At 75.3% G+C, this 25,400-nt stretch carries 11 protein-coding genes; all 11 read right to left on the bottom strand.

Annotated elements, in window-relative coordinates; all coding sequences use genetic code 11:
• Positions 1 to 3: 3 nt before the first annotated feature.
• Entirely contained in the window at positions 4 to 1,395 is a 1,392-nt protein-coding gene (locus Nocox_RS26595) for a GH1 family beta-glucosidase (RefSeq protein WP_020547512.1), read from the bottom strand.
• Entirely contained in the window at positions 1,392 to 3,668 is a 2,277-nt protein-coding gene (gene yicI, locus Nocox_RS26590) for an alpha-xylosidase (RefSeq protein WP_020547513.1), read from the bottom strand. Before yicI ends, Nocox_RS26595 begins: the two co-directional genes overlap by 4 nt.
• Before the next feature lie 22 nt (positions 3,669 to 3,690).
• Positions 3,691 to 5,700, bottom strand: coding sequence for a beta-galactosidase (locus tag Nocox_RS26585; protein ID WP_020547514.1), 2,010 nt, complete (start codon positions 5,698 to 5,700; stop codon positions 3,691 to 3,693).
• Positions 5,697 to 6,716 carry a LacI family DNA-binding transcriptional regulator gene (locus tag Nocox_RS26580; RefSeq protein WP_020547515.1) on the bottom strand — a complete coding sequence of 340 codons (1,020 nt, stop codon included), beginning with the start codon at positions 6,714 to 6,716 and terminating at the stop codon, positions 5,697 to 5,699. The genes Nocox_RS26585 and Nocox_RS26580 overlap by 4 nt, the downstream gene beginning before the upstream one ends.
• A gap of 64 nt (positions 6,717 to 6,780) precedes the next feature.
• Entirely contained in the window at positions 6,781 to 7,986 is a 1,206-nt protein-coding gene (locus tag Nocox_RS26575) for a ferritin-like domain-containing protein (protein ID WP_026215229.1), read from the bottom strand.
• Between the two features lie 117 nt (positions 7,987 to 8,103).
• Entirely contained in the window at positions 8,104 to 8,589 is a 486-nt protein-coding gene (locus tag Nocox_RS26570) for a PP2C family protein-serine/threonine phosphatase (protein WP_020547517.1), read from the bottom strand.
• Between the two features lie 159 nt (positions 8,590 to 8,748).
• Positions 8,749 to 10,524 carry an aldehyde ferredoxin oxidoreductase C-terminal domain-containing protein gene (locus Nocox_RS26565; RefSeq protein WP_020547518.1) on the bottom strand — a complete coding sequence of 592 codons (1,776 nt, stop codon included), beginning with the start codon at positions 10,522 to 10,524 and terminating at the stop codon, positions 8,749 to 8,751.
• Positions 10,525 to 10,558: 34 nt separating this feature from the next.
• Positions 10,559 to 12,832: a WD40 repeat domain-containing serine/threonine protein kinase gene (locus Nocox_RS26560; RefSeq protein ID WP_020547519.1), complete on the bottom strand. Its 2,274-nt coding sequence runs from the start codon at positions 12,830 to 12,832 to the stop codon at positions 10,559 to 10,561.
• 84 nt (positions 12,833 to 12,916) lie between these two features.
• On the bottom strand, positions 12,917 to 13,087 hold the full coding sequence (locus Nocox_RS26555; protein WP_020547520.1) for an MbtH family protein: 171 nt from the start codon (positions 13,085 to 13,087) through the stop codon (positions 12,917 to 12,919).
• Complete coding sequence (locus tag Nocox_RS26550) at positions 13,066 to 18,672, bottom strand: non-ribosomal peptide synthetase/MFS transporter (protein WP_020547521.1); 5,607 nt, start codon at positions 18,670 to 18,672, stop codon at positions 13,066 to 13,068. Before Nocox_RS26550 ends, Nocox_RS26555 begins: the two co-directional genes overlap by 22 nt.
• The gene (locus Nocox_RS26545; RefSeq protein WP_020547522.1) at positions 18,669 to 25,136 is read right to left on the bottom strand and encodes a non-ribosomal peptide synthetase; all 6,468 of its coding nucleotides are present in this window, start codon (positions 25,134 to 25,136) and stop codon (positions 18,669 to 18,671) included. Before Nocox_RS26545 ends, Nocox_RS26550 begins: the two co-directional genes overlap by 4 nt.
• Between the last annotated feature and the right edge of the window lie 264 nt (positions 25,137 to 25,400).

The following is a 25,400-nucleotide window of genomic DNA, read 5'->3' as shown; positions in this document are numbered from 1 at the left end:
GCCTCACTCGGGGAGCTTGCCGGTGGCGACCACGTCGCGGTACCAGTGGGCGCTGTCCTTCCAGGTGCGCTCCATCGTCTCCCGGTCCACCCGGACGATGCCGAACCGCTTGGCGTACCCGTGCGCCCACTCGAAATTGTCCATCAGCGACCACACGAAGTATCCCCGCACGTCCGCGCCGGCCGTGATCGCCTCCGCCACGGCGGTCAGGTGCCGGCGCAGGTAGTCGACCCGGTCGGCGTCGTGGACCAGCCCGTCCGGCGCGACCGGGTCCGGGAACGCGGCGCCGTTCTCGGTGATCATGAGGGGCAGCGACGGGTGGTCGCGGCTCAGGCGCAGCAGCAGCTCGGTCAGGCCGGTCTCGTCGATGTTCCAGCCCATCTCGGTGTACGGGCCGGGCTGGCGCACGAACTCGACATCCTCGCAGGCGATCCACGGGGAGGCGGCCCCGTCCTGGTGGCCGTCGGCCGTCTCCTTCGCGCCGGAGCCGTCCCAGTGCCGCACCAGCGTCGGGTTGTAGTAGTTGACGCCGAGCACGTCCAGCGGCTGGCGGGCGGTGGCCTCGTCGCCGTCGCGCACGAACGACCAGTCGGTCACCGACGAGGTGGCCTCGATGAGGTCGCGCGGGTAGGCGCCCTCCAGCATCGGCCCGAGGAAGGCCCGGTTGGACAGGGCGTCCGCCTTGCGCACCGCCGCCGCGTCCGCCTCGGACACGCCGCGCACGTGGTGCAGGTTGAGCGTGACCGACATCCTCGCGTCCCCGGCCGCGGTCGAGCGCAACGCCTGCACCGCCAGGCCGTGCCCGAGGTTGAGGTGGTGGACGGCGGCCAGCGCCGCGGCCGGGTCGGTGCGGGCGGGCGCGTGCACGCCCGAGCCGTAACCCAGGTACGCCGAGCACCACGGCTCGTTCAGCGTGATCCAGGTGTGCACGCGGTCGCCGTACCGCTCGCCCATCAGGCGGGCGTACTCGGCGAAGCGCAGCGCGGTGTCGCGGGCCGGCCAGCCGCCCGCGTCCTCCAGCTCCTGCGGCAGGTCCCAGTGGTAGAGGGTGGCGACGGGGGCGATGCCGCGGGCCAGCAGGCCGTCGATCAGCCGGTCGTAGAAGGCCGCGCCCGGCTCGTTGAGGCCGCCGGAGCCGCCCGGCTGGACGCGCGGCCAGGAGATCGAGAAGCGGTAGGCGCCGACGCCGAGCTCGGCCAGCAGGTCGAGGTCGCCGTCCAGCCGGTGGTAGTGGTCGCAGGCGAGGTCACCGGTGTCGCCGTTCGCGACGAGCCCGGGGGTGTGCGAGAAGGTGTCCCAGATGGACGGGCCGCGGCCGTCCTTGTTCCAGGCGCCCTCGACCTGGTACGCGGCGGTGGCGGTGCCCCACAGGAAGCTCTCGGGGAAGGTCGTCATGTCGCTCCTTCAAGGATGATCTCGATCTCGTCCGTGTCCGGCCCGGCGGCTGCCCGTACGCCGCCGGCCAGCAGGTTCCAGGGGCCGGCCGCGCCCTCGACGCGCCGGGCCCGCACCCGCCCGCCGGCCCGCGACACCTCGAAGACCGCCCCGGCGCCCCCGTCCACGGTGGGAACGGTAACAGTGCGGTGATCGCCGTCCGCGAGCCGGTACGCCTGAAGGGTCACGCCGTCGGCGTAGTCGTAGTCGGGCCGGTCCTCGCGGGCCCCGACCGGCAGCACCGCGCCCGGCCGCACCAGCAGCGGCAGGCTGTCGAAGCCGTGCCGCTCGGCGTGCCAGCCTGGGCCCGTCACCGTCCCGCCGTCCAGCAGGCGGGTCCACTCGCCCGCGGGCACGTAGTAGGAGACCTCGCCCCCGGCCGACAGCACCGGCGCGACCAGCAGGTCAGGGCCCAGCATGTACTGGGCGTCGAGGTGGTCGCAGGCCCGGTCGCCGGGGAACTCGAGCTGCATCGCCCGCATCACCGGCAGCCCGTCCGTGGTGGCGCGCACCGCGGCCCCGTACAGGTAGGGCATGAGCCGCGCCTTCAGTCTGGTGAACGCGCGCAGCACGGTCACCGACTCCTCGTCGAACAGCCACGGCACCCGGTACGACGAGCTGCCGTGCAGCCGGCTGTGCGACGACAGCAGCCCGAAGGCCACCCACCGCTTGAACACCGCCGGGTCGGGCCGGCCCTCGAACCCGCCGATGTCGTGGCTCCAGAACCCGAACCCGGCCAGGCCGAGGGAGAGCCCGCCGCGCAGCGACTCGGCCATCGCCTCGAACGTGGACTCGCAGTCGCCGCCCCAGTGCACCGGCAGCCGCTGCCCGCCGACGGTCGCCGACCGGGCGAACAGCACGGCGGGGCCGCGCTCGGCCAGCACGTCGTGGACGGTCCGGTTGTAGAGCAGCGCGTAGTAGTTGTGCATCCGCTCGGGATCGGACCCGTCGGCGTAGGCCACGTCCGTCGGGACGCGCTCGCCGAAGTCGGTCTTGAACGCGTCCACGCCCATGTCACGTAACGCGCGCAGCTTGCCCGCGTACCACTCCCGCGCGGCCGGCGAGGTGAAGTCGACCAGCGCCCGCCCCGCCTGCCAGTGGTCGTCCTGCCACACCGTGCCGTCCGGGCGGCGCAGCAGGTGGCCGAGCCGCCGGCCCTCGTCGAACAGCGCCGACGCCTGCCCGATGTACGGGTTGATCCAGACGCACACGCGCAGCCCCCGCTCCTTGAGCCGGCGCAGCATGCCCTCCGGGTCGGGGAACGTCTCCGGATCCCACTCGAAGTCGCACCAGCGGTAGCGCCGCATCCAGAAGCAGTCGAAGTGCAGCACGCTGAGCGGGATGTCCCGCTCGGCCATGCCGGCCGCGAACGACGTGACCGTGGCCTCGTCGTAGTCGGTGGTGAACGACGTGGACAGCCACAGCCCGAACGACCAGGCGGGCGGCAGCGCCGGGCGGCCGGTCAGCGCGGTGTAGCGGCGCAGGATGTCGGCCGGCGTCGGGCCGTGGATCACGAGGTACTCCAGCTCGTGCCCCTCGACGCTGAACTGCACCCGCGACACCGTCTCCGACCCCACCTCGAACGACACCCGCCCCGGATGGTTGACGAACACGCCGTAGCCGCGGTTGGTCAGGTAGAACGGGATGTTCTTGTAGGCCAGCTCGCTGGCCGTGCCGCCGTCGTCGTTCCAGATGTCGACCGTCTGCCCGTTGCGCACCAGCGGGCCGAAGCGCTCGCCGAGCCCGTACACCAGCTCCCCGGCGCTCAGCCGGAGCTGCTCGGCCAGGAAGTGCCGGCCGCCGGCGTCCTCCATGACGGCGAGGCTCCTGCCGTCGCCGCGGGTCAGTTCCCTGCCGCCGGCGCTGAAGACCAGCTCCCACGGCGCGTCCCTGCGCAGCCGGGCGGTGAGCGAGCCGCTGGTCAGGCTCGCGTGGCCGGCGTCCACGGAGATCCCGGCCGCAGCCGGCTCCCCGCGCAGCTCGAAGGCGGGGGAGTCCGGCACCGACCCGGCCAGGTGCACCGTGCGGACGCTGATGACGTCCGGCATCGGTGAGGAGACGTCCACGCGCAGGACCGGGCCGTCGATGGTGGCGCCGCGGTGGGTGATCGGGCGGGTGGGCGCGAGGATCCGTAAGGACCCGCCCGCCCGGTCCGCCGTGACGTCGTGGGCCGCGGCGGCGTAGGAGGCCCGCACCCCGGGTCGCATCCGCCAGTAACCGTCCTTGAACTTCATCCCGTCCGTCCCCCGAGGTGGGTCAGGTGCGCCGGCGCAGCGCGGCGACCGCGCGCGGCGGCAGTGTCACGGGGCCGTCGGCGACGGCTCCGGTCAGCAGGTCCTCGCAGCGCCCGCCGGGGTCCACGCGGGCCGTCGCGGTGCCGTGGTTCAGCAGGAACAGCACCTCGCCGCGGCGTACCGCCTCGACACCGGCGGGTAGCTCGGCGACCTCGCCGCGCACGCCCGCGTCCGCCAGCGCCCGCGCCATGACCTCGGCGAGGGCCGCGGGCTCCGGCAGCGTGGCGACGTACCAGGCGGTGCCGCCGCCGGCCCGGTGCCGCAGCACGGCCGGCCGCCCCGCCAGGTCGCCGCCCGTGAACTCGGCCACCGGCTCGGCTCCTTCCGCGGTCATCAGCTCCGTCCAGGTGCGGGCGGTGAACGCGCCGCCGCCGTCGCGCCAGCGGCAGCCGGCCTCGCCCGCCGCGGGCAGCCACTCCTCGCCGGAGGCGCCGAGCGCCGCGCGCAGCGGCGCGGGGAACCGCCCGGCGCGGACGTGCCCGTCCGGGTCCACCACGCCGGAGAACGGCCCGACGACCAGCACGCCGCCGCCGCGCACGTACGCGGTCAGCGCGGCCGCGTCCCGGTCGGCGACGAGGAACAGGTTCGGGACCACGACCAGCGCGTACCCGCCGAGCTCGGCGTCCGGCGGGACCACGTCCACGCTCACGCCCCGCTCCCACAGCGGCAGGTAGTAGGCGAGCGCCTGCTCGTCGGCCCGCAGCCGGTCGCTCGGCCGGCCCGGCTCCTCCAGCGCCCACCAGTTCTCCCAGCCGAACACCAGCGCCACCCGCGCCGGCACCGGCTGCCCCGCGACCTCGCCGAGCCCGCGCAGCTCCCGCCCGTGCGCGCGCACCTCGCGGTGCAGCCGGGTGTCCGGTCCTGCGTGCGGCACCATCGCCGAGTGGAAGCGTTCGGCGCCGAAGCGGGAGGCGCGCCACTGGAAGTAGCACAGGCCGTCCGCGCCCCGGGCCAGCGCCTGCAGCGACTCCAGCCGGAGCTGCCCCGGCGGCTTGGGCAGGTTGTGCGGCCGCCAGTTGACGGCGCCGGCCGCCTGCTCCATCAGCAGCCACGGCCGCCCGCCCGCCAGGCCGCGCATGAGGTCGTGGACCAGCGCGGTCCGCGCGGGGGCCAGCGGGTCGCCGGGGTCCGGGTAGCAGTCGTTGGAGACGACGTCCTCCTCGGCGGCCCACCTCCAGGCGTCCACCGGCTTGAACAGCCCCATGAAGTTCGTGGTGACCGGCACGTCCGGCGTGCGCTCGCGCAGGACGTCGCGCTCGGCCCGGAAGTGGTCGAGCAGCGCGTCGGAGCAGAACCGCCACCAGTCGAGGCTCTGCGTCGGGTTCACCAGGTAGGGGGCCCGGCGCGGCGGCAGGATCTCCGCCCAGCCGGAGTAGCGCTGGCTCCAGAACGTGGTGCCCCACGCCGCGTTGAGCGCGTCCAGGCCGCCGTAGCGCCGCTCCAGCCAGTCGCGGAACGCCTGGGCGGAGACGTCGCAGTGGCAGACCTGGCCGTACTCGTTGCCCACGTGCCAGAGGGCGAGCGCGGGGTGGCCCGCGTAGCGGGCGGCGAGGTCGCGCACGATGCCGAGCGCCCGCTCCCGGTAGACGGGCGAGGACGGGCAGAACTGGTTGCGGGAGCCGTACCAGAGCCGGTGCCCCGAGGCGTCGAGCGGCAGCGTCTCCGGCCGGAGATGCCCGAGCCACGGCGGCGGCGAGGCGGTCGGGGTGGCGAGGTCCACCGCGATGCCGGCGCCGGCCATCAGGTCCATGACCCGGTCCAGCCAACCGAAGTCGCGCGCCCCCGGCTCCGGCTCCAGCCGCGCCCAGCTGAACACGCCGACGGTCACCAGGTTGACCCCGGCGTCGCGCATCAGCGCGGCGTCCTCGGCCCAGACCTCCTCCGGCCACTGCTCGGGGTTGTAGTCGCCGCCGAACAGCAGGCCGCGGCCCGCGGTGAGGCGGTGCGTCCCGCGCGGGCGCGGCCCGCTCACGCGCCCGCTCGCGGGGGACCCGAGCTGTCGCCGGGCACCAGACGGCACGGCAGCAGCCGCTGCCGCGGCGGGCCGTCGCCCTGGAGCCGGTCGATGAGCATGCGCGCGCCGAGCCGGCCCAGCTCGGCGCTCGGCGGCTCCAGCGTCGTCAGCCTCGGATGGAACATCGCCGCCGCCCGCGCCGACGACAGCACCAGCACCAGCGTCAGGTCCTCCGGGACGCGCCAGCCGCGCGCCGCGACGCCCGCGAGCACGCCGGCCGCCGCGAGGTCGCCGGCCACGGCCAGCGCCGTCACGCCGGGGCGCTCGGCCATCAGCCGCTCGAACGCCCGCCTGCCCTCCTCGGCCGAGCCGGGACGGAACCCGTCCGCGTAGCCGAGGCCCGCCTCGCGGGCGGCCGCGGCGAACTCCCCGGCCATCCGGGCCGCGGGGCCGTAGCCCTCGGCGTACCGGCCGGGGGAGAGGTTGAAGAAGGCCAGCTCGCGGTGGCCGAGCCCGGCCACGTGCGCGACCGCGTCGCGGGCGGTGACGGCGAAGTCGATGTCGGCGTGGTCGATCGCGTCCGGCTCGCGGGTACGCCCGATCATGGCGAACGGCACCCCGGACGCGGCCAGGAACTCCGTCCGCTCGTCGTCGAGCCGCACCTCCATGAGCAGCACGCCGTCCACCAGCCCGAGGCCGGTGAGGTGGCGCAGCTCGTCGATCGGGTCGGCGTTCTCCGGCGACAGCAGCAGGTGGTAGCCCAGCTCCTTGGCCGCCTCGGCGGCCCCGGTCGCGAAGAGCATCTCCGTGTGGCCGAAGCCGCCGTCCGGCGTCGGGAACAGCAGCGCGAGGATCCTGGTCCGCTTGCTCTGCAGGCCGCGCGCCAGCAGGTTCGGGCGGTAGCCGAGCTCGGCGGCGGCCTGCTCGATGCGCCGCTTGGTGGCGGCGGCGACCGGCCGGGTGCCGTTGAGCGCGGCGGAGACCGTGCTGACCGCGACCTGGGCGCGCTCGGCCACGTCACGTAACGAGGACATCGGGCTCCGGACGAGAGCTTGTCGAAACGTTTCGCATCAACCTAAAGTCCGATTTGTGGTGGTGTCAACGGCGGCTCATCGCCAGGCTGTGGACCGGGTGCTCGCCCTCGGTCTGCAGCCGGTACTCCCGCCCCGACTTGGCGCGGTTCTCCGTGATCACCCGCTCGGAGGCCGGTTGCTCGCCGCCCATGACGGCCTCCTGCATCTTCTCGAAGCGCTCGTGGGCCTCCTGGACATAGCCGGTGCCCAGCGTCGTGTAGTCGATCTGGGTCGCCAGCAGCTCCCGCAGGTACGCCTTGTTCGGCTCGAACGTCACCGCCTGCGGCAGCTCGGGCGCGCACACCTGCTCGGGGTCGCGGCCGTCGTGCTTCTTGAACAGCTCGGCCGCCAGCCGCAGGTGCTCCAGCTCCATGTTGAGGTGCAGCTCCCAGATGTTCTTCACCTTGGGGTCGGACTCGGTCTGCATGAACGAGTGGTAGAGGTAGCACTCGTTGTACTCGTGGTTGAGCAGCATCTCCCACCAGCTCTCGCCCGGGTCCACCAGGGACTCGTAGTGGGTGACGTGCTCCTCCTCCACCATCCCGATCTCCTGGTAGAGCTGGCGCGCGATCGGCTCCATGTACGTCGGGCCGACGTTCATGTAGAAGTTCATCGTCTGCTGCTCGGCGGCCATGATCGTCAGCGCGTGCAGCTTCGAGACCGGCGCGGTGCTGGAGCGGTCGTAGGGCTCACGCACGTTGTCCACGGGGTCGCGGTGATGCAGGTACGTCGGCCGCCCCGGCATGACCTCGGTCAGGTTGTCGACGATCTTCTCCGCCTTGCGGTGCTCGATCATCTCGTACAGGTTGGCGTAGCGGTAGAGGTGGTCGAAGTCCTCCAGCACCCCGAACTCGTAGGCCTGCTTGAGATACGGGTCCGGCTCCATGCGGGCCACCCACGCGGTCAGGTCGACGGCGACCTGCTCGTACGAGATCGTCGTCTCCAGCACCGAGGCGACGCCGGGCAGCAGCCAGTTGACGGCCTTCTGCTGCTGCGCCTCGATGTAGCGGGTGCGGGCGAGCTGCTGCTTGAGCTCGATGTCCGGGCAGTGCCGGGCGAGGTGGTGGCTGAACAGGATCGCCTCGATCTCGATGCCGTTCATCGTGATGATGCGGCAGAGCGTGTAGGGGTCGCAGTGATCGGGGTCGACGGGGGTCACGTTCAGCTCGCGCCAGTTCCGCAGCTGCTTGTCCAGCGGGATACCCCGCTCCTGCAATGGGTTGAAAGGCATGACGCCGGGCTCCTTGCGTTGGTCGGGAACATCCGGTTTCCGGCGTACCCGAGCCCTTTGGGGGCAACCTCCCGTCCTGATCGGCCGGAGGACTGGAGTTGGTAATGCCGCCGCAGGTCAGGACAGGGTCATGAGGCGGTGCCGCTCGCCGTACCACTCGACGGTCAGCACCGTGGCGTCGTCCTGCAACCGGCCGCCCTGGTGCCGCAGGATCGCCTGGATGAGCCGGCGCAGCGTCTCCGGCGCGGACACGCCGTCGGCCTCGTGCCGCACCACGAAGCCGGCGAAGCCCTCCAGCCCGAACAGCTCGCCGTCCGGGCTGCGCGCCTCGACGATGCCGTCGGTGTAGAACAGCAGCCGGTCGCCGGGTTCGAGCTGGTAGCGCAGCAGCCCCCTGGACATGCCCAGCCCGAAGCCCATCGGCGGGTCCGGCATGGGGACGCTCTCCAGCGTCGCCACCCGCCGGCCGCCGCGGATCACCAGCGCGACCGAGGCGGTCAGCCCGGCCGCCGTGTCGTGCCCCATCGCGTCGAACAGCGACACGTGCAGGACGTCCCCGTCGACCGCGTGGTCGTAGGCGTCGCCGCCGTCGAGCAGCGGCACCCACAGCCGCCGCGGGCCGCCAGCAGGCCGCCCAGGGCGCGCTCGCCGTCGCTCCGCATCGCCCCCTCCTCTCCGGCGGATGAACCGCTCCTACCCGCGCGGCACGGGATCACCCTGCGGTGGGACGCGCCGCCGAGCACGTTGACGTACCTGCCGGCCCTACCAGCCGAGTTCGGCGCGGAAGGCCGCCCGCGCCTCGGCGAACGCCTCCCGCTCCAGCACCGCCCCCCGGTACGGCCCCTCGGCGACCGGCTCCTCGTGCAGCCTCGCGGGCAGCTCGTCACGGCCCGCCAGTCCCTCGCGCGCGGCGTAGGCCCGCATCGCGTCCAGCCGCTCCTGCCCGGCCGCCAGCAGCTCCGCGACCGGGAACTCGCGTCCCAGCACGGCGGCGGCGAGCCCGGTGAGCCGGTCCAGCGTGAGCGGCCGGGTGGGGGAGGAGGCGAACAGGCACACGTTGAGCGCGTCCAGGGCACTCCACAGGCGCAGCAGGCGGGCGGTCCGCGTGCCCCGCGCCGCGTCCAGGCGGCCGGCCGGCGCCGGCTCCGCCCCGATCCGCGCCGCCTCGGGGAAGCAGTACGTGAGCCCTTCGACCGGGTCGAAGTCCAGGTCGTGCTCCAGGGCGTCGTAGCGGGGACCGCCCGGAGCGAGGGCGTAGCCGAGACCGAGCCCCGGCTGCACGCGCGGGTCGAAGCAGGGCAGCTCGGCGCCCTTGACCGTCATCGCGTACCGGACGGTCTCCGGGCCCAGCCTGCCGGCCGCGCGGGCGGCGCCCCCGGCCAGCAGGCCGCCCAGCTCGCCGGCCCGGTGCGCCACGTCCGCCACCAGGGCGGGCAGGGCCGCCGCGTCGCCGAAGGCGGGCCCGCCCGGCAGCAGGCCGCGTCCGGCGCACTCCATGGCGAAGGCCAGCGTGCCGCCCAGGCTCACCGGGTCGAGGCCGAGGTCGTTGCAGAGGGCGTTGGCGGCCAGGACGGTGTCGAGGTCGTCGATGCCGAGGTTCCAGCCGAGCGAAGGGAACGCCTCCTGCCCGAGCCCGCCCGAGCGGCGCTCCGGCGCGGACGGCGGCGCGTACACCTTGAGGCAGTCGTTGGGGCAGCCGGGGCAGGCGCCGCGCAGCGTCACCGCGCGGCCCGCGTAGCCGTCCTCCTGAGGGGCGCGCAGCCCGGTCGCGGCCGTGACGGAGAAGTTGCGCACGGCGGCGTAGCCGGGCGCGGGCGGCTCGCCCGTCCACCCGGCGAACCCCGGCTCGCCGTGCTGCCAGGCCGCGAGCCGGTTGCCCGGCAGCGCCTCCCGGTAGAAGGCGGCGACGCCCGCCAGCGCCTCCGGGCCGGCGACCGGCGGCCTGGCATCGCCCACGCACACCAGCGCCTTGAGGTTCTTGGCGCCGAACACCGCGCCGATCCCGTACCGGGGGGCCGGGTGGGCGAGGTCGGTGACGACGCTCGCGTACCGGACCAGGTTCTCCCCGGCCGGGCCGATCGCCGCCACGGAGGCGTCGCCGCCGTGACGGGCCCGCAGCGCGTCGGTGGTCGCGGCGGTGCCGAGGCCGCGCAGCTCCTCCGCGTCCCGCACGCTGACCTCGCCGTCCTCCACCAGCAGGTACGACAGCCGCGCCGCCCGCCCCGTCACCGCCAGCGCCCGCACCCCGGCGGCCCGCATCCCGGCCGCGAACGGGCCGAGCGCGTGCGTCTCCCCGGCCACCCCGGTCAACGGCGACTTGGCCAGGAACACCGCCTTCGCCAGGCCGGGCGCGCGGACGCCGCCGAGCCGTCCGGGAGCCACGAACAGCAGCGCCCGGGGGTCGTACGGGTCCAGGCCCGGCGGCGTGCGCTCGGTCATCAGCCGCAGGCCGAGGATCGTCCCGTCGTGGTGGGCGGGCCCGTCGTCCCGGTGCTCGCGTTCGACGGCTCCGCTGGTCAGGTCCACGATGATCGGCACGGCACAGCCTTTCTGGAAAACGTTGCGGTACGGGTCAGCCGGGGCCGCCGAGGCTCCACAGGCGGAGCCGCCGGTCCTCGCCCACCGTGGCGACGACCGGCCGGGTCACCGCCTGCTCCGTGAGCGCCAGCGCCCGGATCCCGCCGCCCTCGCCGGAGCCGAACTCCCCGACGATCTCCCCGTCGGCGAGGCTCCAGACCCGCACGAACGCGTTCCCGCCGGACGGCGTGTGCGCCACGACCGCGACCGGCACGCCGCCCAGGGCGCCGGTCACCAGCGCGGCGGTGCCACGGTCGTCGGGGCTGCGGTCGCTGAAGTCCCACTTCTTCCTGCGCTTGCCCGACCTCAGGTCGTACACGCGCAAGGTGGCGTCCAGGTGCGTCGAGACCAGCACCGGCTCGCCCTTCAGCTCACCGCACGCCAGCCGCTCGATGCCGCCGACCTCGCCGGTCTTGAACGTGCCCGACACCACCCCCGTGGACAGGGGACGCACCCGGATCCGGTTCGCGCCGTCGCCCGTCACGAGCACGTCGGCGCCGCCCAGGCGGCCGAAGGCCAGGCCGTTGACGCCCTGGAAGTGCTCGGTGCCCGTGGGGCCGATCTGCCTGCCGGTCGTGACGTCCCACAGGCGGACGGTGCCGCGCAGGTCGCGCAGGCTGTCGTACTTCTGCGACACCGCGACCACCCGCCCCGCCGCCGTGACGGTCACTGCGATGATCGGATCGGGCGCCTTGTGCGCGGCCAGGCTCTTGCCGGACGGGCTCCACAGGCGCATGCGGCCGTCGGCGTGACCGGAGGCGATCACCGGCTCGCCCCGGCTGTTGCCGTACGCGACGGCGGTCGCCGCCGCGCCGCCGTCGCCGAGCCTGCGGGCCGGGCCGGCGGGGACGTCCCAGGCCACGACGGAGCCGTTGTTCGCGCCGATCGCCACGAACGGCCCGCTCGCCCCCATCGCCGCCGACGGGGTGCCCGTGCCCGCGGGCAGCGCCGCCGGGTCCCCGATCAGCGTCCCGAACGGCTCGGCCGCGACCGGCGTGACGGGCGGCCGGGTGGACGGCTGGAAGGACGTGGGCGTGGGCGAGCCGGGGGCGGAGGACGTCCCTATGGCGTCACCGGTGTCGGGGACGGGCGGCTGGTCCAGCGCCCCGTCCTGGCCTCGGGCGCCGCCCTCCGGCCTGAGCGCGACGAACGCCGACACCGCCGCCGTCGCCAGCGCCGCCGCCCCGGCGCTCAGCACGGCCCGCCGGCTGACGCCCTTCCCCCTGCCTCCCGGCGACGTCTCCGCGTCCGGCATGCCACCGTGGTACGGCCCCTGGAACCCGCCGCCGCGCTGAGCGGACCCGCGTCCCTCGACGGTGCCCTGCCCCCGACGCCCTCCGAAGCCCTCCTGCCCCTCGGCCATCGGCTGACCACCGCCCCCAACGGGCCCGGCCGAAGGGAGACCGGCCACACCGGCCCCCGGCCAGGGCCCGGCAGCGGCGGGCGCGGCGGGAGCGGCCGGGCCGCGGTGGGTCATCAGGTGCTTCATCAGGTCCGTGGGCGACGGCCGTAAGGCCGGATCCCTCGCGAAGCACGCGCGCAGCGCCTCCGCCAGCCGCTCCGGCACCCCGCCCAGGTCCGGCGCGCCGCTGAGCACGGCGTTGAGAATGGCGGGGACCGTCGCCCCGGCGAAGGCGGGCCGCCCGGTGGCCGCGAACACCATGGTCCCGGCCCAGCTGAACATGTCCGACGCCGGCCCGACCCGCTGCCCCTCGAACTGCTCCGGCGACATGTACGCCGGCGTCCCCACCACCCCGGACGCCATCGTCGTCGCGTCCAGCGCCTTGGCGATGCCGAAGTCGATGACGATGGGCCCCTCCGGCCCGATGAGCACGTTGCCCGGCTTGAAGTCGCGGTGCACGATCCCGGCCTGGTGGATGGCGGCCAGCGCGGTCAGCGTGGAGATCGCCAGCCGGTCCAGCGCCCCGCCCGTGCGCGGCCCGTCCGACCGGACGACCTGCTGCAGCGTGTCGCCCGCGACGTACTCGCTCACGATGTACGGGCGCTCGTCCGCCGTGCCGACGTCGAGCACCGCCGCCGTGCAGAACGCCGCCACCCGCCGCGCCGCCTCGACCTCGCGCAGGAAGCCGCGGTTGACGGCGTCGTCGCCGCTGAGGTGGCTGTGCAGCAGCTTGACGGCGACCTCGCGCCCGTCTTCGCCGACCGCCTTGTAGACCGTTCCCTGGCCGCCGGAGCCGAGCACGCCGACGAGCCGCCAGCCGGCCACCCGTTCGGGGTCGCCCGGCCGGAGCGGGCGGATCTGCGGCATCCCGCTCCCTCCGCGGACGTCCATGTGAGCGTTCCACACGATAGCCAATTTCCGCTCGGACGGGCCGCCGGGGGGAGGGGCGGGTCAGCGGGCGCTGAGGGGACGCATGTCGGTCCAGACCTCCTCGATGTGCGCCAGGCAGTCGTCCTTGCCGCCGCGGAACCCGGCCGCCCGCCAGCCGGCCGGGATGTCCTGGTCCGCGGGCCACACCGAGTACTGCTCCTCGTGGTTGATCACGACCTGGTAGTCGTCCATGTGTCCTCCTTGACCGGGGCCCCGCGTTCGCGCAGGGCCTGGAAACCGATGAGGTCGTCGGGCAGCGCGTCCGGCACCAGCGCGTCGAAGTCCCACAGGACGCGCCGCCGCCTGGCGACCAGCACGCAGGCGGCGATGGCGGCGCCGAGCAGCACGTACAGCAGGCCGATGCCACGGCCCTCGCCGGTGCCGATGACCCGGCCGACCGTGTCCGCGAGCGCGCCGCCGTCGGCGAGCAGCGGTTCGAGGAGGGACGTGCCGAGCGGCGCGACGACGGCGTACCCGATGGGCAGCGTCGAGAAGGCCACGAGCTGGTTGAGCGCGAACACCCGCCCGTGGTAGCGCTGCGGGATCTTCACCTGGACGATCGTCGTGTAGACGCCGTTGAGCAGCGTCAGCGACAGGAACAGCCCGAACACCCCCGCCGTGACCACCACGAGGTCCGGCCGCGCGCCGATCACCACGGCCGAGAGCGCCAGCGTCAGCGTGAACATGAGCTGCCCGCGGAAGCGCCGCACCCGCGGCCCGCCCCACACCGCCATGACGAGGCCGCCGAGGAACACCCCGAGCCCGCCGGCGAACGACACCCGCCCCACGTCGGCGATCGTCCCCGACGACAGCACCAGCGGCGAGATCATCAGGAACAGCGCCGCCATGAACAGGTTGACCACGGCGAAGAACGTCACCATCCGCCGGAAGCCCTTGTTGCCCCACGAGTAGCGCAGGCCGTTGACCAGTTCGGCGGCCACCGTCTCGCGGCGGCGCAGCGCCATCGTGGCGGGGAAGCGGATGAGCAGCAGGCTGACGATGGCGATCGCGTAGCTGACCACGTCGAGGACCAGGATGCCCTCCAGGCCGATGAGCGACATCAGCCCGGCCGCGGCGAGCGGCACGACGAGCTGCGCGACGCCGTTGATCATGCCGACGACGCCGTTGGCGTGGCCGAGGAAACGTTTGGGGACGAGCTGCGGCACGGCCGACTGGTAGGCCACCCGCTGGAACGCCAGCGCCACCGACAGGCCGACCAGCAGCGGGTAGATGTGCCACACCTGGAGGTTCCCGGTCCACAGCAGCAGGCCGAGCAGCAGTTGCGTGCCGAACGCGCCCGCGTCGCCGAGCAGCATCACGCGGCGGCGGTCGCTGCGGTCCACGATGGTCCCGGCGAGCGGCGCGACGACCATGCCGGGCACCAGCGCCAGCACCGAGAACAGGGCGAAGTCGACGAGCGAGTCGGTGGTCAGGTAGATCCAGAGGGGGACGGCGAACTCGGTCAGCGCCGACCCGACGATCGACACCGCCTGACCGGCCGCCACCGCGAAGAACCGCCGCATACTCGGCCGCGGCCCGCCCGCCCCGCCCCGGCCCGGCAGCCCGGCCGGTCCGCCCCGGGGCGGCATCCCGGCCGCTCCGGAGCGAGGTGGGATCCCGGCGGCCGCCCTCGCCTCGGCCGCCGGGACGTCCATGGCCCGCGCCCCGCCCGCGGAAGACTCGTGGGAGACGCCCTCCAGCCACCACGTCCGCCCGCCGTCCCCCCGCTCCAGCGTCGCCGTCTCCCCGGTGGCGAGGGCGGCGTGCGTCCGGGTGACGATCTCCGCCAGCTCCCCGGCCCGGTACTTGACGAAGAAGTGCGCGGCCTCGTCCAGCACCGCGCACGCCGTCACCGGCGACAGCACGTGCCACTCGCGGAAGCGCTCCTGGTAGAACTCCATGATCGGGTCCCGCTCCCCGGCCACGGCGATGACGGGCGCGCCGAGCCGGCCGCGCTCCTCCTCGAACAGCCGGGTGAAGTAGCGTTCGGCGGCCCGCGTCCCCTCCCGCCGGTTGCGGACGATCAGCCGCAGCTCCTCGGGGCTCAGGTCCGACACATCCAGGCCGGCCGCCGTGAGGGCGTTGATCCGTCCCTGGTCGCCGCGCAGGTCGTCGAGGCGGTCCCTGAGCCGGGCCATGCGCCCGCCCGGCCGGGCGAACGGGAAGATCCCGCCCAGGTAGACGGCCTCCACCTCGCGTCCCGAGTCGTGCAGCAGCCGCGCGGTCTCGGCGGTGATCATCGCGCCGAGCCCGCAGTGCCCGTACAGCACGACCGGGCCCTCGATCCCGGCCAGGATCTCCTCGGCGCAGCGCCGCGCGACCTCCTCCGGCGGCATCGCCTCCTCGCCGAGCTCGTGCCCGGGAACGGCGAGCGAGTACAGCGCCCAGTCGCCGGGCAGCGCGTCGGCGAGCGGCTGGTAGATCACCGCGCTGCCGCCCCCGTACGGTGCGCACACCAGCGTGGCCGCCGTCGTGGCGCGCGCGGGCGTGAGCCGGTGCAGCAGCCCGCCGTCCCCTTCGCGGGCCCGCTCCTCCCCGGCGAGCAGCGCCGCCGTCTCCCTGACGGTGGTGTGCTTGAACAGGTCCATGAGCGTGACCCGCCGCTCCGGCGCGATCCTGCGCAGCCGCGCCAGCACCCGCATGGCCAGCAGCGAGTGCCCGCCCAGCTCGAAGAAGTCGTCCAGCGCGCCCACCCGGGCGAGCCCGAGCACGTCGGCCCACACCGCCGCGACGGCCTCCTCGGCGGGCCCGTCCGGCGGGACGAAGGCGGCGCCGCCGTCCGGCCGGTCGTCCTCGGGGTCGGGCAGCGCGCCGCGGTCGACCTTGCCGTGCGACTTCAGCGGCAGGTGGTCGAGCCAGACGTACCGGGCCGGGATCATGTAGTCGGGCAGCCGCTCGCGCAGCCAGGCGCGCACCTCGGCGGCCGGCGCCCGCGCGCCGCCCTCCACCGGCAGCAGATAGCCGACCAGGCGGTCACCGCGCAGCTCGGCCACCGCCTGCGCCACGCCGGGGAACTCGGCGAGCACGGACTCGACCTCGCCCAGCTCGACCCGGTACCCGCGGATCTTGACCTGCAGGTCGCGGCGGCCCAGGAACCGCAGGGTGCCGTCCGGCAGCCACCGCCCGAGGTCGCCGGTCCGGTACAGGCGCGAGCCCGGCGGGCCGTCGGGGTCCGGGACGAACCGTTCGGCGGTGAGCGCGGGGCGGCCGAGGTAGCCGCGGGCCAGCCGGTCACCGCCCAGGCAGATCTCGCCGACCACCCCCACCGGCACCGGCCGCAGCCGCTCGTCGAGCACCCGTACCCGCGCGCCGGGCAGCGGCCGGCCGATCGGCAGCGTCGTCTCCCCAGCCGGTCGCTCCGGGTCCACGGCGTACGTGGTGATGCCGACCGTCGCCTCCGTCGGCCCGTAGTGGTTGACGACGGCGCACCGGCCGCGTCCCGGAGCCTCGTACGCGGCCAGCTCCCTCGCCCACGCCCACGAGGACGCCTCGCCGCCGAGGATCAGCAGCCGGCGCGGCAGCAGCTCGCCGGGCCCGGCCTCGCCCAGCAGCGCGGCCAGGTGCGACGGGGTGATCTTCAGGTAGTCGGCGGGGCTCTCCCGGAAGTGCTCGGCCAGCTCGCGCGCCGACGTACGGGACGGCAGCAGGTCGAGCCGGCCGCCGGTCATCAGCGCCAGGTAGAAGACCGTCACCCCGAAGTCGAACGCCAGCGACTGCGGCAGCGCGAACGACGCCCCGGGCTCGACGCCGAACCGCTCGCGCACCCCCGCCAGGTACGTCACCACCTCCCGGTGCTGCACCGCGACCCCCTTCGGCCGCCCGGTGGTGCCGGAGGTGTAGATCACGTACGCGAGGTCCGACGGCCCGATGCCCGCCGCGACGGGCGCGTCCCCGCCCGGCACCCGGTCCGGGTCGATCTCCGTCAGGCCGCCGGGCAGCGCCTCCCGCGCCCCGCCGGAGGTGATGACCGTGCGCACCCCGGCGTCCTCGACCAGGTACGCGAGCCGCCCGGCCGGCTGCGCGGGATCGAGCGGCACGTACGCCGCCCCGGCCGCCAGCACGCCGAGCAGCGCCACCGCCACCCCCGCCGACTGCTCCAGGCACACCGCCACCCGATCGCCCGGCCGCACCCCGCGGGCGCGCAGGTGGGCGGCCAGCCGCCGGGCGCGCCCGGCCAGCTCACGGTAGGTGAGCCGGGTGCCGCCGAAGACCACGGCGGTCGCGTCCGGGGTCCGCCCGGCCTGGGCGAACACCAGCTCGTGCAGCAGCTCCGCCTCCGGAGGCGCGGGCGGCGCGGCGGTCTCCAGCGCGGCCAGCCGGGCCCGTCCGGCCTCGGTCAGGATCTCCAGGCCGGACACCGGCGTGCCGGGCGCGGCCACGGCCGAGCGCAGCAGCGCCTCCAGCGACTCCGCCATCCGCTCGACGGTCCCGGCCTCGAACAGCGCCGTGTTGTACACGAACGTCCCGTCCAGCCCGCCGCCGGCCGCCCCGTGCAGGTACAGGCTGAGGTCGAAGCGGCTGGCCACGGTGTCGGCGTGGAACCACTCCAGCTCCAGCGGCCCCGCGTCCACCGGCCGGGCGGTGTAGTTCTGCAGCGCGAACATCACCTGGAACACCGCGGGGCGGCTGACGTCCCGCGTCACGTTCAGCTCGCCGACGAGCTGGTCGAACGGCAGCTCCTGGTGGGCGAAGGCGTCCAGCGCCGTCTCCCGCACCCGCCCCACCAGCTCGTCGAACGACGGGTCGCCCGACAGGTCGGCCCGCAGCGCGAGGGTGTTGACGAACATGCCGACCAGGCCGTCCAGCTCCGGCAGTCCGCGCCCGCTCACCGGGCTGCCCACCGCGAACGAGCTCTGCCCCGACCACCGGCCGAGCAGCGCCTGGAACGCGGCCAGCAGCACCATGTACGGCGTCGCCCCGCGCGCCTCGGCCAGCGCCCGCACCGCCCCGGCCTGCTCCGCGTCCAGCCGGAACCCGTACGCCGCCCCCGTGAACGTCTGCTCCGCCGGGCGCGGCAGGTCCGTCGGCAGCTCCAGCGCCGGCACCCCGGCGAGCTGCGCCCGCCAGTAGTCCACGTCCGCCCGGTACGCGGCCGAGCCGGTGCGCTCACGCTGCCAGAGCGCGTAGTCGCCGTACTGGACGGGCAGCGGCTCGGGCTCGCGGCCGGCCAGCAGCGTGAACAGCTCGCCGAGCACCACGTCCCAGCTCCAGCCGTCGGCCACCGCGTGGTGCGCCGCCAGCATGAGCACGTGGTCGTCCGCCGTGCCGGCCTCGGCGGGGCCGGCTTCGGCGGGGCCGGCCTCGGCGGGGCCGAGCCGGATCAGCAGGACCCGCAGCAGCGGGCCCGCCGCCAGGTCGAACGGCCGGGCCAGCTCCGCCGACACCAGCGCCCGCGCCTTCTCCGGCGTCCCGGCCGCCGCGACCAGGAACTCGGGCGCGGGCTCGGCGTCGATCACCAGCCGCGGCGTGCCGTCCTCCGCGGTCGCGAACCGGCTGCGCAGGCTCTCGTGCCGGGCCGCCACCTCGCGCACCGCGCGGCGCAGCGCCCCTTCGTCCAGCTCGCCGGTCACCCGCGCCGTGCAGGAGACGGTGTAGGCGGCGGTGCCGGGCGCGTACTGCTCCAGGAACCACAGCCGCTCCTGCGCGTGCGACAGCGGCGGCGGCGTGCCGGGCGGACGCGGCGGGACCGTCGTCGCGGCGGCCCGCCGCCGCAGCCGCTGGGCCAGCAGCGCCTGCTTGGCGGGGGACAGGCCGCCGGGGGAGGAGAGCGTGGTCACCGGGCCTCCGTGGGGTCGAGCAGGCGCAGCGCCTCCTCCTCGGACAGGTCCTCCAGCTCGGCCAGCAGGATCTCCTCCGTCGCCGCCGCGAACCCGGCCAGCGTCCGGTGCGTGAAGAACGTCCTGATCGGCACGTCCACCTCGACGGTGGCGCGCAGCCGGGCGGCGGCCCGCACGGCCAGCAGGGAGTGGCCGCCGAGCCGGAAGAAGTCGTCGTCGACGCCGACCCGGGCCACGCCGAGCAGCTCGCCCCAGACGTCGGCGACCAGCGCCTCGGCGTCGGTGCGCGGCGCGACGTAGGCGGGACGCGGGCCGGTGCCGGCGGTGCCGACGGTGGGCGGGGCGGGCAGGCGTTCCAGCCGCCCGTCCGGGTGCCGCCTGACCCGCTCACCGGTACGGACCCCGCCCCGCCACAGCTCGCCGATCGCGCCCGGCGGCACAGGAACGCCCCACGGATCCAGCACCCGCTCGGCCCCTTCCCCGCCGCCCGCCCCCGCCGGCTCTCCCGAGCCGGCCAGTTCGGTCAGGCGCCGGGCGGGGTTCCTCGCCACGGCGCCGAGCAGCGCCAGGAACCCGTCGGCCAGCCGCGCCACGCTGTCCGCCGTCAGCACCGCCGCGTCGTGGTGGAAGGCCAGGACCAGGCCGTCGCCGTCCGGCCGGGCCTCCAGCGCCACGTCGTAGGCGAGGTCGGCGGGCCGCGGCGCGAACGGCTCGCCGAAGGCGGCCTCCGGCGGGGCCTGCTCCCGCACGGTGAGCGTGGTCTGGAACAGCGGCTCGCGGCCGGGGTCCCGCTCCACGCCGAGCGCGGTGACGAGCCGTTCGGGGGAGAGGTCGGCGTGCTCGCCCGCCTCCCGCTCGGCCTCCTGCGTACGCCGCAGCAGCTCGCCGAAGCCGGGATCGCCGGACAGGTCGCCGCGCAGCACCAGGTGCCGGGTGAGATGCCCGGCGACCCGGGAGAGCTCCGGCCGCTCCCGCCCCGGCACCGGCAGGCCGATCACGAACCCGGTCTGCCCGGCCTGCCGGGCCAGCAGCACCTGGTACGCGGCCAGCAGCACCGTGGACAGCCCGCCCCCGGCGTCCGCGCCGAGCCGCCGCAGCTCCCGGGCCAGGTCGCCGCCCAGCCGCGCCTCGTGGCTCGCGGCGATCCTGGAGGGTACGGCGGGCCGGGGCCGGTCCAGTGGCAGGTCGAGGACCGGGGCCCCGGCCAGCCGGGCGCACCACTGCTCCAGCGCGGGCTCGGCCAGCCGCTCGCGGCGCGCCCGCCAGAGCGTGACGTCGCCCGCCTGCACGGGCGGCGGGGGGACGTCCCGGCCCTCGTACAGCGCGGCCAGGTCGGCCAGCAGCATCGGCAGCGTCCAGTCGTCGGCCGCGATCGGGTGCGCGGCCAGGCACAGCACGTGGTCGTCCGGGGCCAGGCGGATCAGCGCCGCCCGCACCGGCGGCGCCGCCCCCAGGTCGAACGGCTCCCCGGCGACCTCCGCCACCAGCTCCGCGGCGGCCGCCTCTTTGAAGGTGAGGCCCTCGGCGGCGCCGGGCCGCGTGCTCAGGTCGTGGCGGGCGAGCGGCAGGGTGTGCGCGTCCTGGACGACGGCGCGCGGCCGGCCTTCGGCGTCGGCCTCGTAGCGGGTGCGCAGCGCCTCGTGCCGGGCGGGCAGCGCCGCGACGGCGGCCGCGAGCGCGTCCTCGTCCAGGGGGCCGCGCAGCCGGCGCGCCTGGCTCAGGTGGCCGGAGGTGTCCCCCTCCAGGTACGAGTGCAGGAACCAGAGCCGTTCCTGCGCGGGCGACAGCGGCGGCGCCGTCCCGGCCTCGCGGGGCCGCGGCGGCGTCTCCTCGCCCGGCCGCGTCCCCGGCACGGGCAGCGCCCCACGGTCGATCTTGCCGTTGGGGGTGCGGGGCAGCGCCTCCATCGGGACGACGAGCGAGGGCACCATGGGCGCGGGCAGCCGTTCGGCGAGGCGTTCCCGCACGTCGCCGGGGGCGTCACCCACCAGGTACGCGATGAGGGTGTCCTGGTGGACGGACGCGACGGCCTGGCGGACGCCGGGGAGGGACTCCAGCGCCGACTCGATCTCGCCCAGCTCGATGCGGTGCCCGCGGAGCTTGACCTGGGTGTCGGTGCGGCCCACGTACTGGAGGGTGCCGTCGGTGCGCAGCCGTACGACGTCGCCGGTCCGGTAGAGCCGGCCGCCCGCCGCGCCGAACGGGCCGGGGACGAACCGTTCGGCGGTGAGGGCGGGCCGGCGGTGGTAGCCGAGGGCCAGTCCGTGGCCGCCGAGGTGCAGCTCGCCGGTGTACGCCGGTTCGCCGTGCTCGTCCAGGACGTAGACCTGGGTGTTGCCGATCGGGCGGCCGATGAGCACGTGCCCCGGGTCCCGCGGCACCTCCCAGGCCGTGGACCAGATCGTCGTCTCGGTGGGGCCGTACACGTTGAACAGCCGCGCCGTGCGCGCCCGCAGCTCGCGCGCCAGGGGCTCGCTCAGCGCCTCCCCGCCCGCCAGCGCGGTGACTTCAGGAGCGCTGAAGCCCCCGGCGAGCAGCACCCGCCATCCGGAGGGCGTCGCCTGCACGTGCGTGACCCCCTCGGCGCGGACCAGGCCGGCCAGCAGCGCCCCGTCGAGCGCCGCCTCCGGGCCGGCGATCACCGTACGGCCGCCGGTCACGAGCGGCAGGTACAGCTCCAGCCCCGAGATGTCGAACGACAACGACGTGAGCGCCAGCCAGACGTCGTCCTCGCCGGAGCCCAGGAGGTCGCGCATGGCGACGAGGAGGTTCAGCAGCGCCCGGTGCGGCACCACGACGCCCTTCGGACGCCCGGTGGACCCGGAGGTGTAGAGCAGGTAGGCGGGGTCCTCAGGGTGGACGGTCACCTCCGGCTTCGCCGCGCTGTACGCGGACAGGTCGGCGTCGAGGGACAGCGCCGCGACGGGGGTGGCGGGGAGGCGTTCCCGCAGCTCGTCCGGCACGAGCACCGCCCGCGCCCCGGAGTCCTCCAGCACGAACCGCACCCGCGCGTCCGGATAGTCCGGGTCGACGGGGAGGTAGGCGGCTCCGGTCTTGAGTACCGCGAGCATGGCGGCCAGGGTGCGGGCGGAGCGGCCGGCGTACAGGGCGACGACGTCGCCGCGTCCGACGCCGGCCTCGGCGAGGCGGCGGGCCAGCCGGTTGGCGGTGGCGTCCAGCTCGCCGTAGGTCCAGCGGGCCGCGCCGTCCACGACGGCCACCCGGCCCGGGTCCCGCGCCTCGACCAGCGGCAGGAGGCCGGGCACGGCGGGCAGCGCCGTCGCGGTGTCGTTCGGGCCGTGTACCAGCCGCTCCCGCTCCTCGCCCGTCACCCGGGTCAGCCGCGACAGGCGCGCCTCCGGCTCGGCGACGGCGCCGGCCAGCAGCGCGGTGAAGCGGCGGGCCAGGCCCTCGACGGTCGCCGCGTCGAACAGCGCGGCCTCGTACCCGAAGACCAGGTCCAGCGCGCCCTCCGCCGGCCAGGCGTCCAGCGTCAGGTCGAAGCGCGCCGGCGCGTACGCGGCGTGGAACACCTCGGCCGTGGCCTCGCCCACCGGCACCGGCGCGCCGTCGTCCTGCGTGTGCAGGATCATCATGGTGCTGAACAGCGGACTGCCGTCGCCCGCGCCCAGCCGCTCCATCGGCACGTCCCCGTGCCCGAGCGCGCCGAGCACCGACTCCCTCGTCCGCGCCAGCAACTCGGTGAACGCCGGATCGCCCGACAGGTCGGCGCGCAGCACCAGCGTGTCGGCCAGGAAGCCGACCAGCGGCTCCAGCTCCACCCGGTCCCGCCCGGCGACCGCCGTGCCGACCGTCAGGTCGTCCTGCCCGGCGTGCCGGCCCAGCAGCGCCTGGTACGCCGCCAGCAGCACCATGAACAGCGTCGTCCCCGTGCGCCGGCCGAGCTCCTCCAGCGCGGAGACCGTCGCGTGCGGCAGCCTGGCCCGGTGGAACGCGCCCCGCCGCGCGAGGCCGGGGGAGCGGGGCCGGTCGGCGGGCAGCTCCAGCGGCGGCGCGCCGGCCAGCCGCTCCCGCCAGTACGCCAGCGCGGCCTCGCCCGCGCCCGCCGCCTCCCGCTCGCGCCGCCAGTGCACGACGTCCCCGTACCCGACCGCCAGGGCGGGCAGCTCCCGGCCCGCGTAGCAGGCGGCCAGGTCGGACAGCAGCACGTTCTGCGACCAGCCGTCGCCGATCACGTGGTGGAACACCACGCACAGCACGTGCTCCGCCGCCGAGAGCCGGATCAGCGTGGCCCGCACCGGTGGCGCGGCGGCCAGGTCCAGGGGCGTGTTCACCCGTTCCGTCACCAGCCGCAGGGCCGCCGCCTCCCGTTCGTCCTCGGGCAGCGCCGACAGGTCCAGCCGCTCGACCGGCACCGGTCCCGGCGGCTCGACCACCGCGACCGGCACGCCGTCCACCTCGGGGAAACGGGTGCGCAGCGGCTCGTGCCTGGCCGCGACGCGGGTCAGCGCGTCCGCCAGGCGGCCGGCGTCGAGCGGGCCGCGCAGCCGCCGCGCCAGATGGACGTTGTAGGAGGCGTCGTCCGGGTCGAGCCGGTACAGGAACCACACCCGCTCCTGGCTCGGCGACATCGGCGCCGGGCTGCCCGCCGGGCGCGGCCGGAGCGGCACCGACGGGGCGGCCAGCTCCTCCAGCGCCCGCGCGAACCCCTCCACCGTCGGATGCGCGAACAGCGCCGCCACCGGCGCCTCGACACCGAGCCGCCGGGTGATCCGCGCCGCCGCCCGCGCGGCGAGCAAGGAGTGCCCGCCCAGCAGGAAGAAGTCGTCCCCTAGCCCCAGGCCGCCGGCCCCCGGCGACGTGAGCGCCGGCCCGCCCGGCCTGGTCCCGCCCGCGGCCGGCTCGCCCGGCCCCATCTCGCCCGGCCCCATCTCGTCCGGCCGCGGGGCCAGGCCGAGGACCTCGGCGAAGACCTCGGCCACCGCGCGCTCGGCCGCCGTCCGCGGCGCGGCCCCCGCGCCCGCCTCCGGGGCGGCGGGCTCCGGCAGGGCCTTGCGGTCCACCTTCCCGTTGGGGGTGAGGGGCAGCGCCTCCATCGGGACGACGAGCGCGGGCACCATGGGCGCGGGCAGCCGCTCGGCGAGACGTTCCCGCACGTCGTCAGGAACGTCACCGACGAGGTAGGCGACGAGGGCGTCCTGGTGCACGGCGGCGACGGCCTGCCGCACGCCCGGCAGGTCCTCCAGCGCCGACTCCACCTCGCCCAGCTCGATGCGGTGCCCCCGGAGCTTGACCTGCGTGTCGGTACGCCCGAGGTAACGCAGCCCGCCGGGCTCCGCGCGCACGAGGTCGCCGGTCCGGTAGAGGCGGGCGCCCGGCGGCCCGTACGGGTCGGGGACGAACCGCTCGGCGGTGAGCCCGGGGCGGCGGTGGTAACCGAGGGCCACGCCATGGCCGCCGATGTACAGCTCACCGGTCTCGGCCGGCTCGCCGCGCTCGTCCAGGACGTGGAGCTGGGTGTTGGCGATGGGACGGCCGATGGAGACGTCCGCGGGTTCCTCGGGCACCTCCCATGCGGTGGACCAGATCGTCGTCTCGGTCGGCCCGTACACGTTGAACAGCCGCCCGGTGCGCGCCCGCAGCTCGCGGGCCAGCGGCACGGTCAGCGCCTCGCCGCCGACCAGGGCCGTGACGTTGGGGCCGGCGTATCCGGCGGCCAGCAGCACCCGCCATCCCGAGGGGGTGGCCTGCACGTGCGTGACTCCCTCGGCGCGGATCAGCCCGGCCAGCCGGTGGCCGTCGCGGGCGGCGGCGGGCTCGGCGATCACCGTACGGCCGCCGGTGACGAGCGGCAGGTACAGCTCCAGCCCCGAGATGTCGAACGACAACGACGTGAGCGCCAGCCAGACGTCGTCCTGGCCGGAGTTCAGCAGGTCGCGCATGGCGGCGAGGAAGTTCAGCAGCGCCCGGTGCGGAACGGCGACGCCTTTGGGGCGGCCGGTGGATCCGGAGGTGTAGAGCAGATAGCCGGGATCCATCGGATCAACCGCCACCTCTACATTTACAGCGCTATATGCGGATAAATCGTCGTCAAGGGATAAAACGGACGCCGAAGTGTCCGCGGGTAAACGTTCCCGCAGCTCGTCGGGCACCAGGACGGTCCGCGCCCCGGAGTCCTCCAGCACGAACCGCACCCGCGCGTCCGGATAGTCCGGGTCCACGGGGAGGTAGGCGGCTCCGGTCCTGAGCACGGCGAGCATGGCGGCCAGGGTGCGGGCGGAGCGGCCGGCGTACAGGGCGACGACGTCGCCGCGTCCGACGCCGGCCTCGGCGAGGCGGCGGGCCAGGCGGCCGGCGGCGGCGTTCAGCTCGCCGTACGTCCAGCGGGCCGCGCCGTCCACGACGGCCACCCGGCCCGGGTCCTGCGCCTCGACCAGCGCCGTCAGCCCGGGAACGCGGGGCGTCGCCGTGGTGGTGTCGTTCGGTTCGCGAAGTTCGCGCATGCGCCATCCTTCGTCGGACAGGCGGGGGACAGGCGGGAATTCATGGGAACGCTCCCACGGCTTCGTCAGCGTAAGGAGGCTTTCCGCTTGCGGTCAACGACAGTTGAAAATTTGATGGAAATACCCCACGAAACCGGGCGATAACGCTTCTAGCTGCGGTTCCTTACAAGCCCGTTTCGGAAACATTACAGAGTCTGTTCCCTTGACAATGCCGAGTCGTGATTCCAGGCTCGTTCTGGGGGCGATCCCGGGGTCTTTTTTGGG

Source organism: Nonomuraea coxensis DSM 45129, from assembly GCF_019397265.1.
Lineage (GTDB): Bacteria > Actinomycetota > Actinomycetes > Streptosporangiales > Streptosporangiaceae > Nonomuraea > Nonomuraea coxensis.
This window is presented reverse-complemented; position numbering and strand designations above follow the sequence as displayed.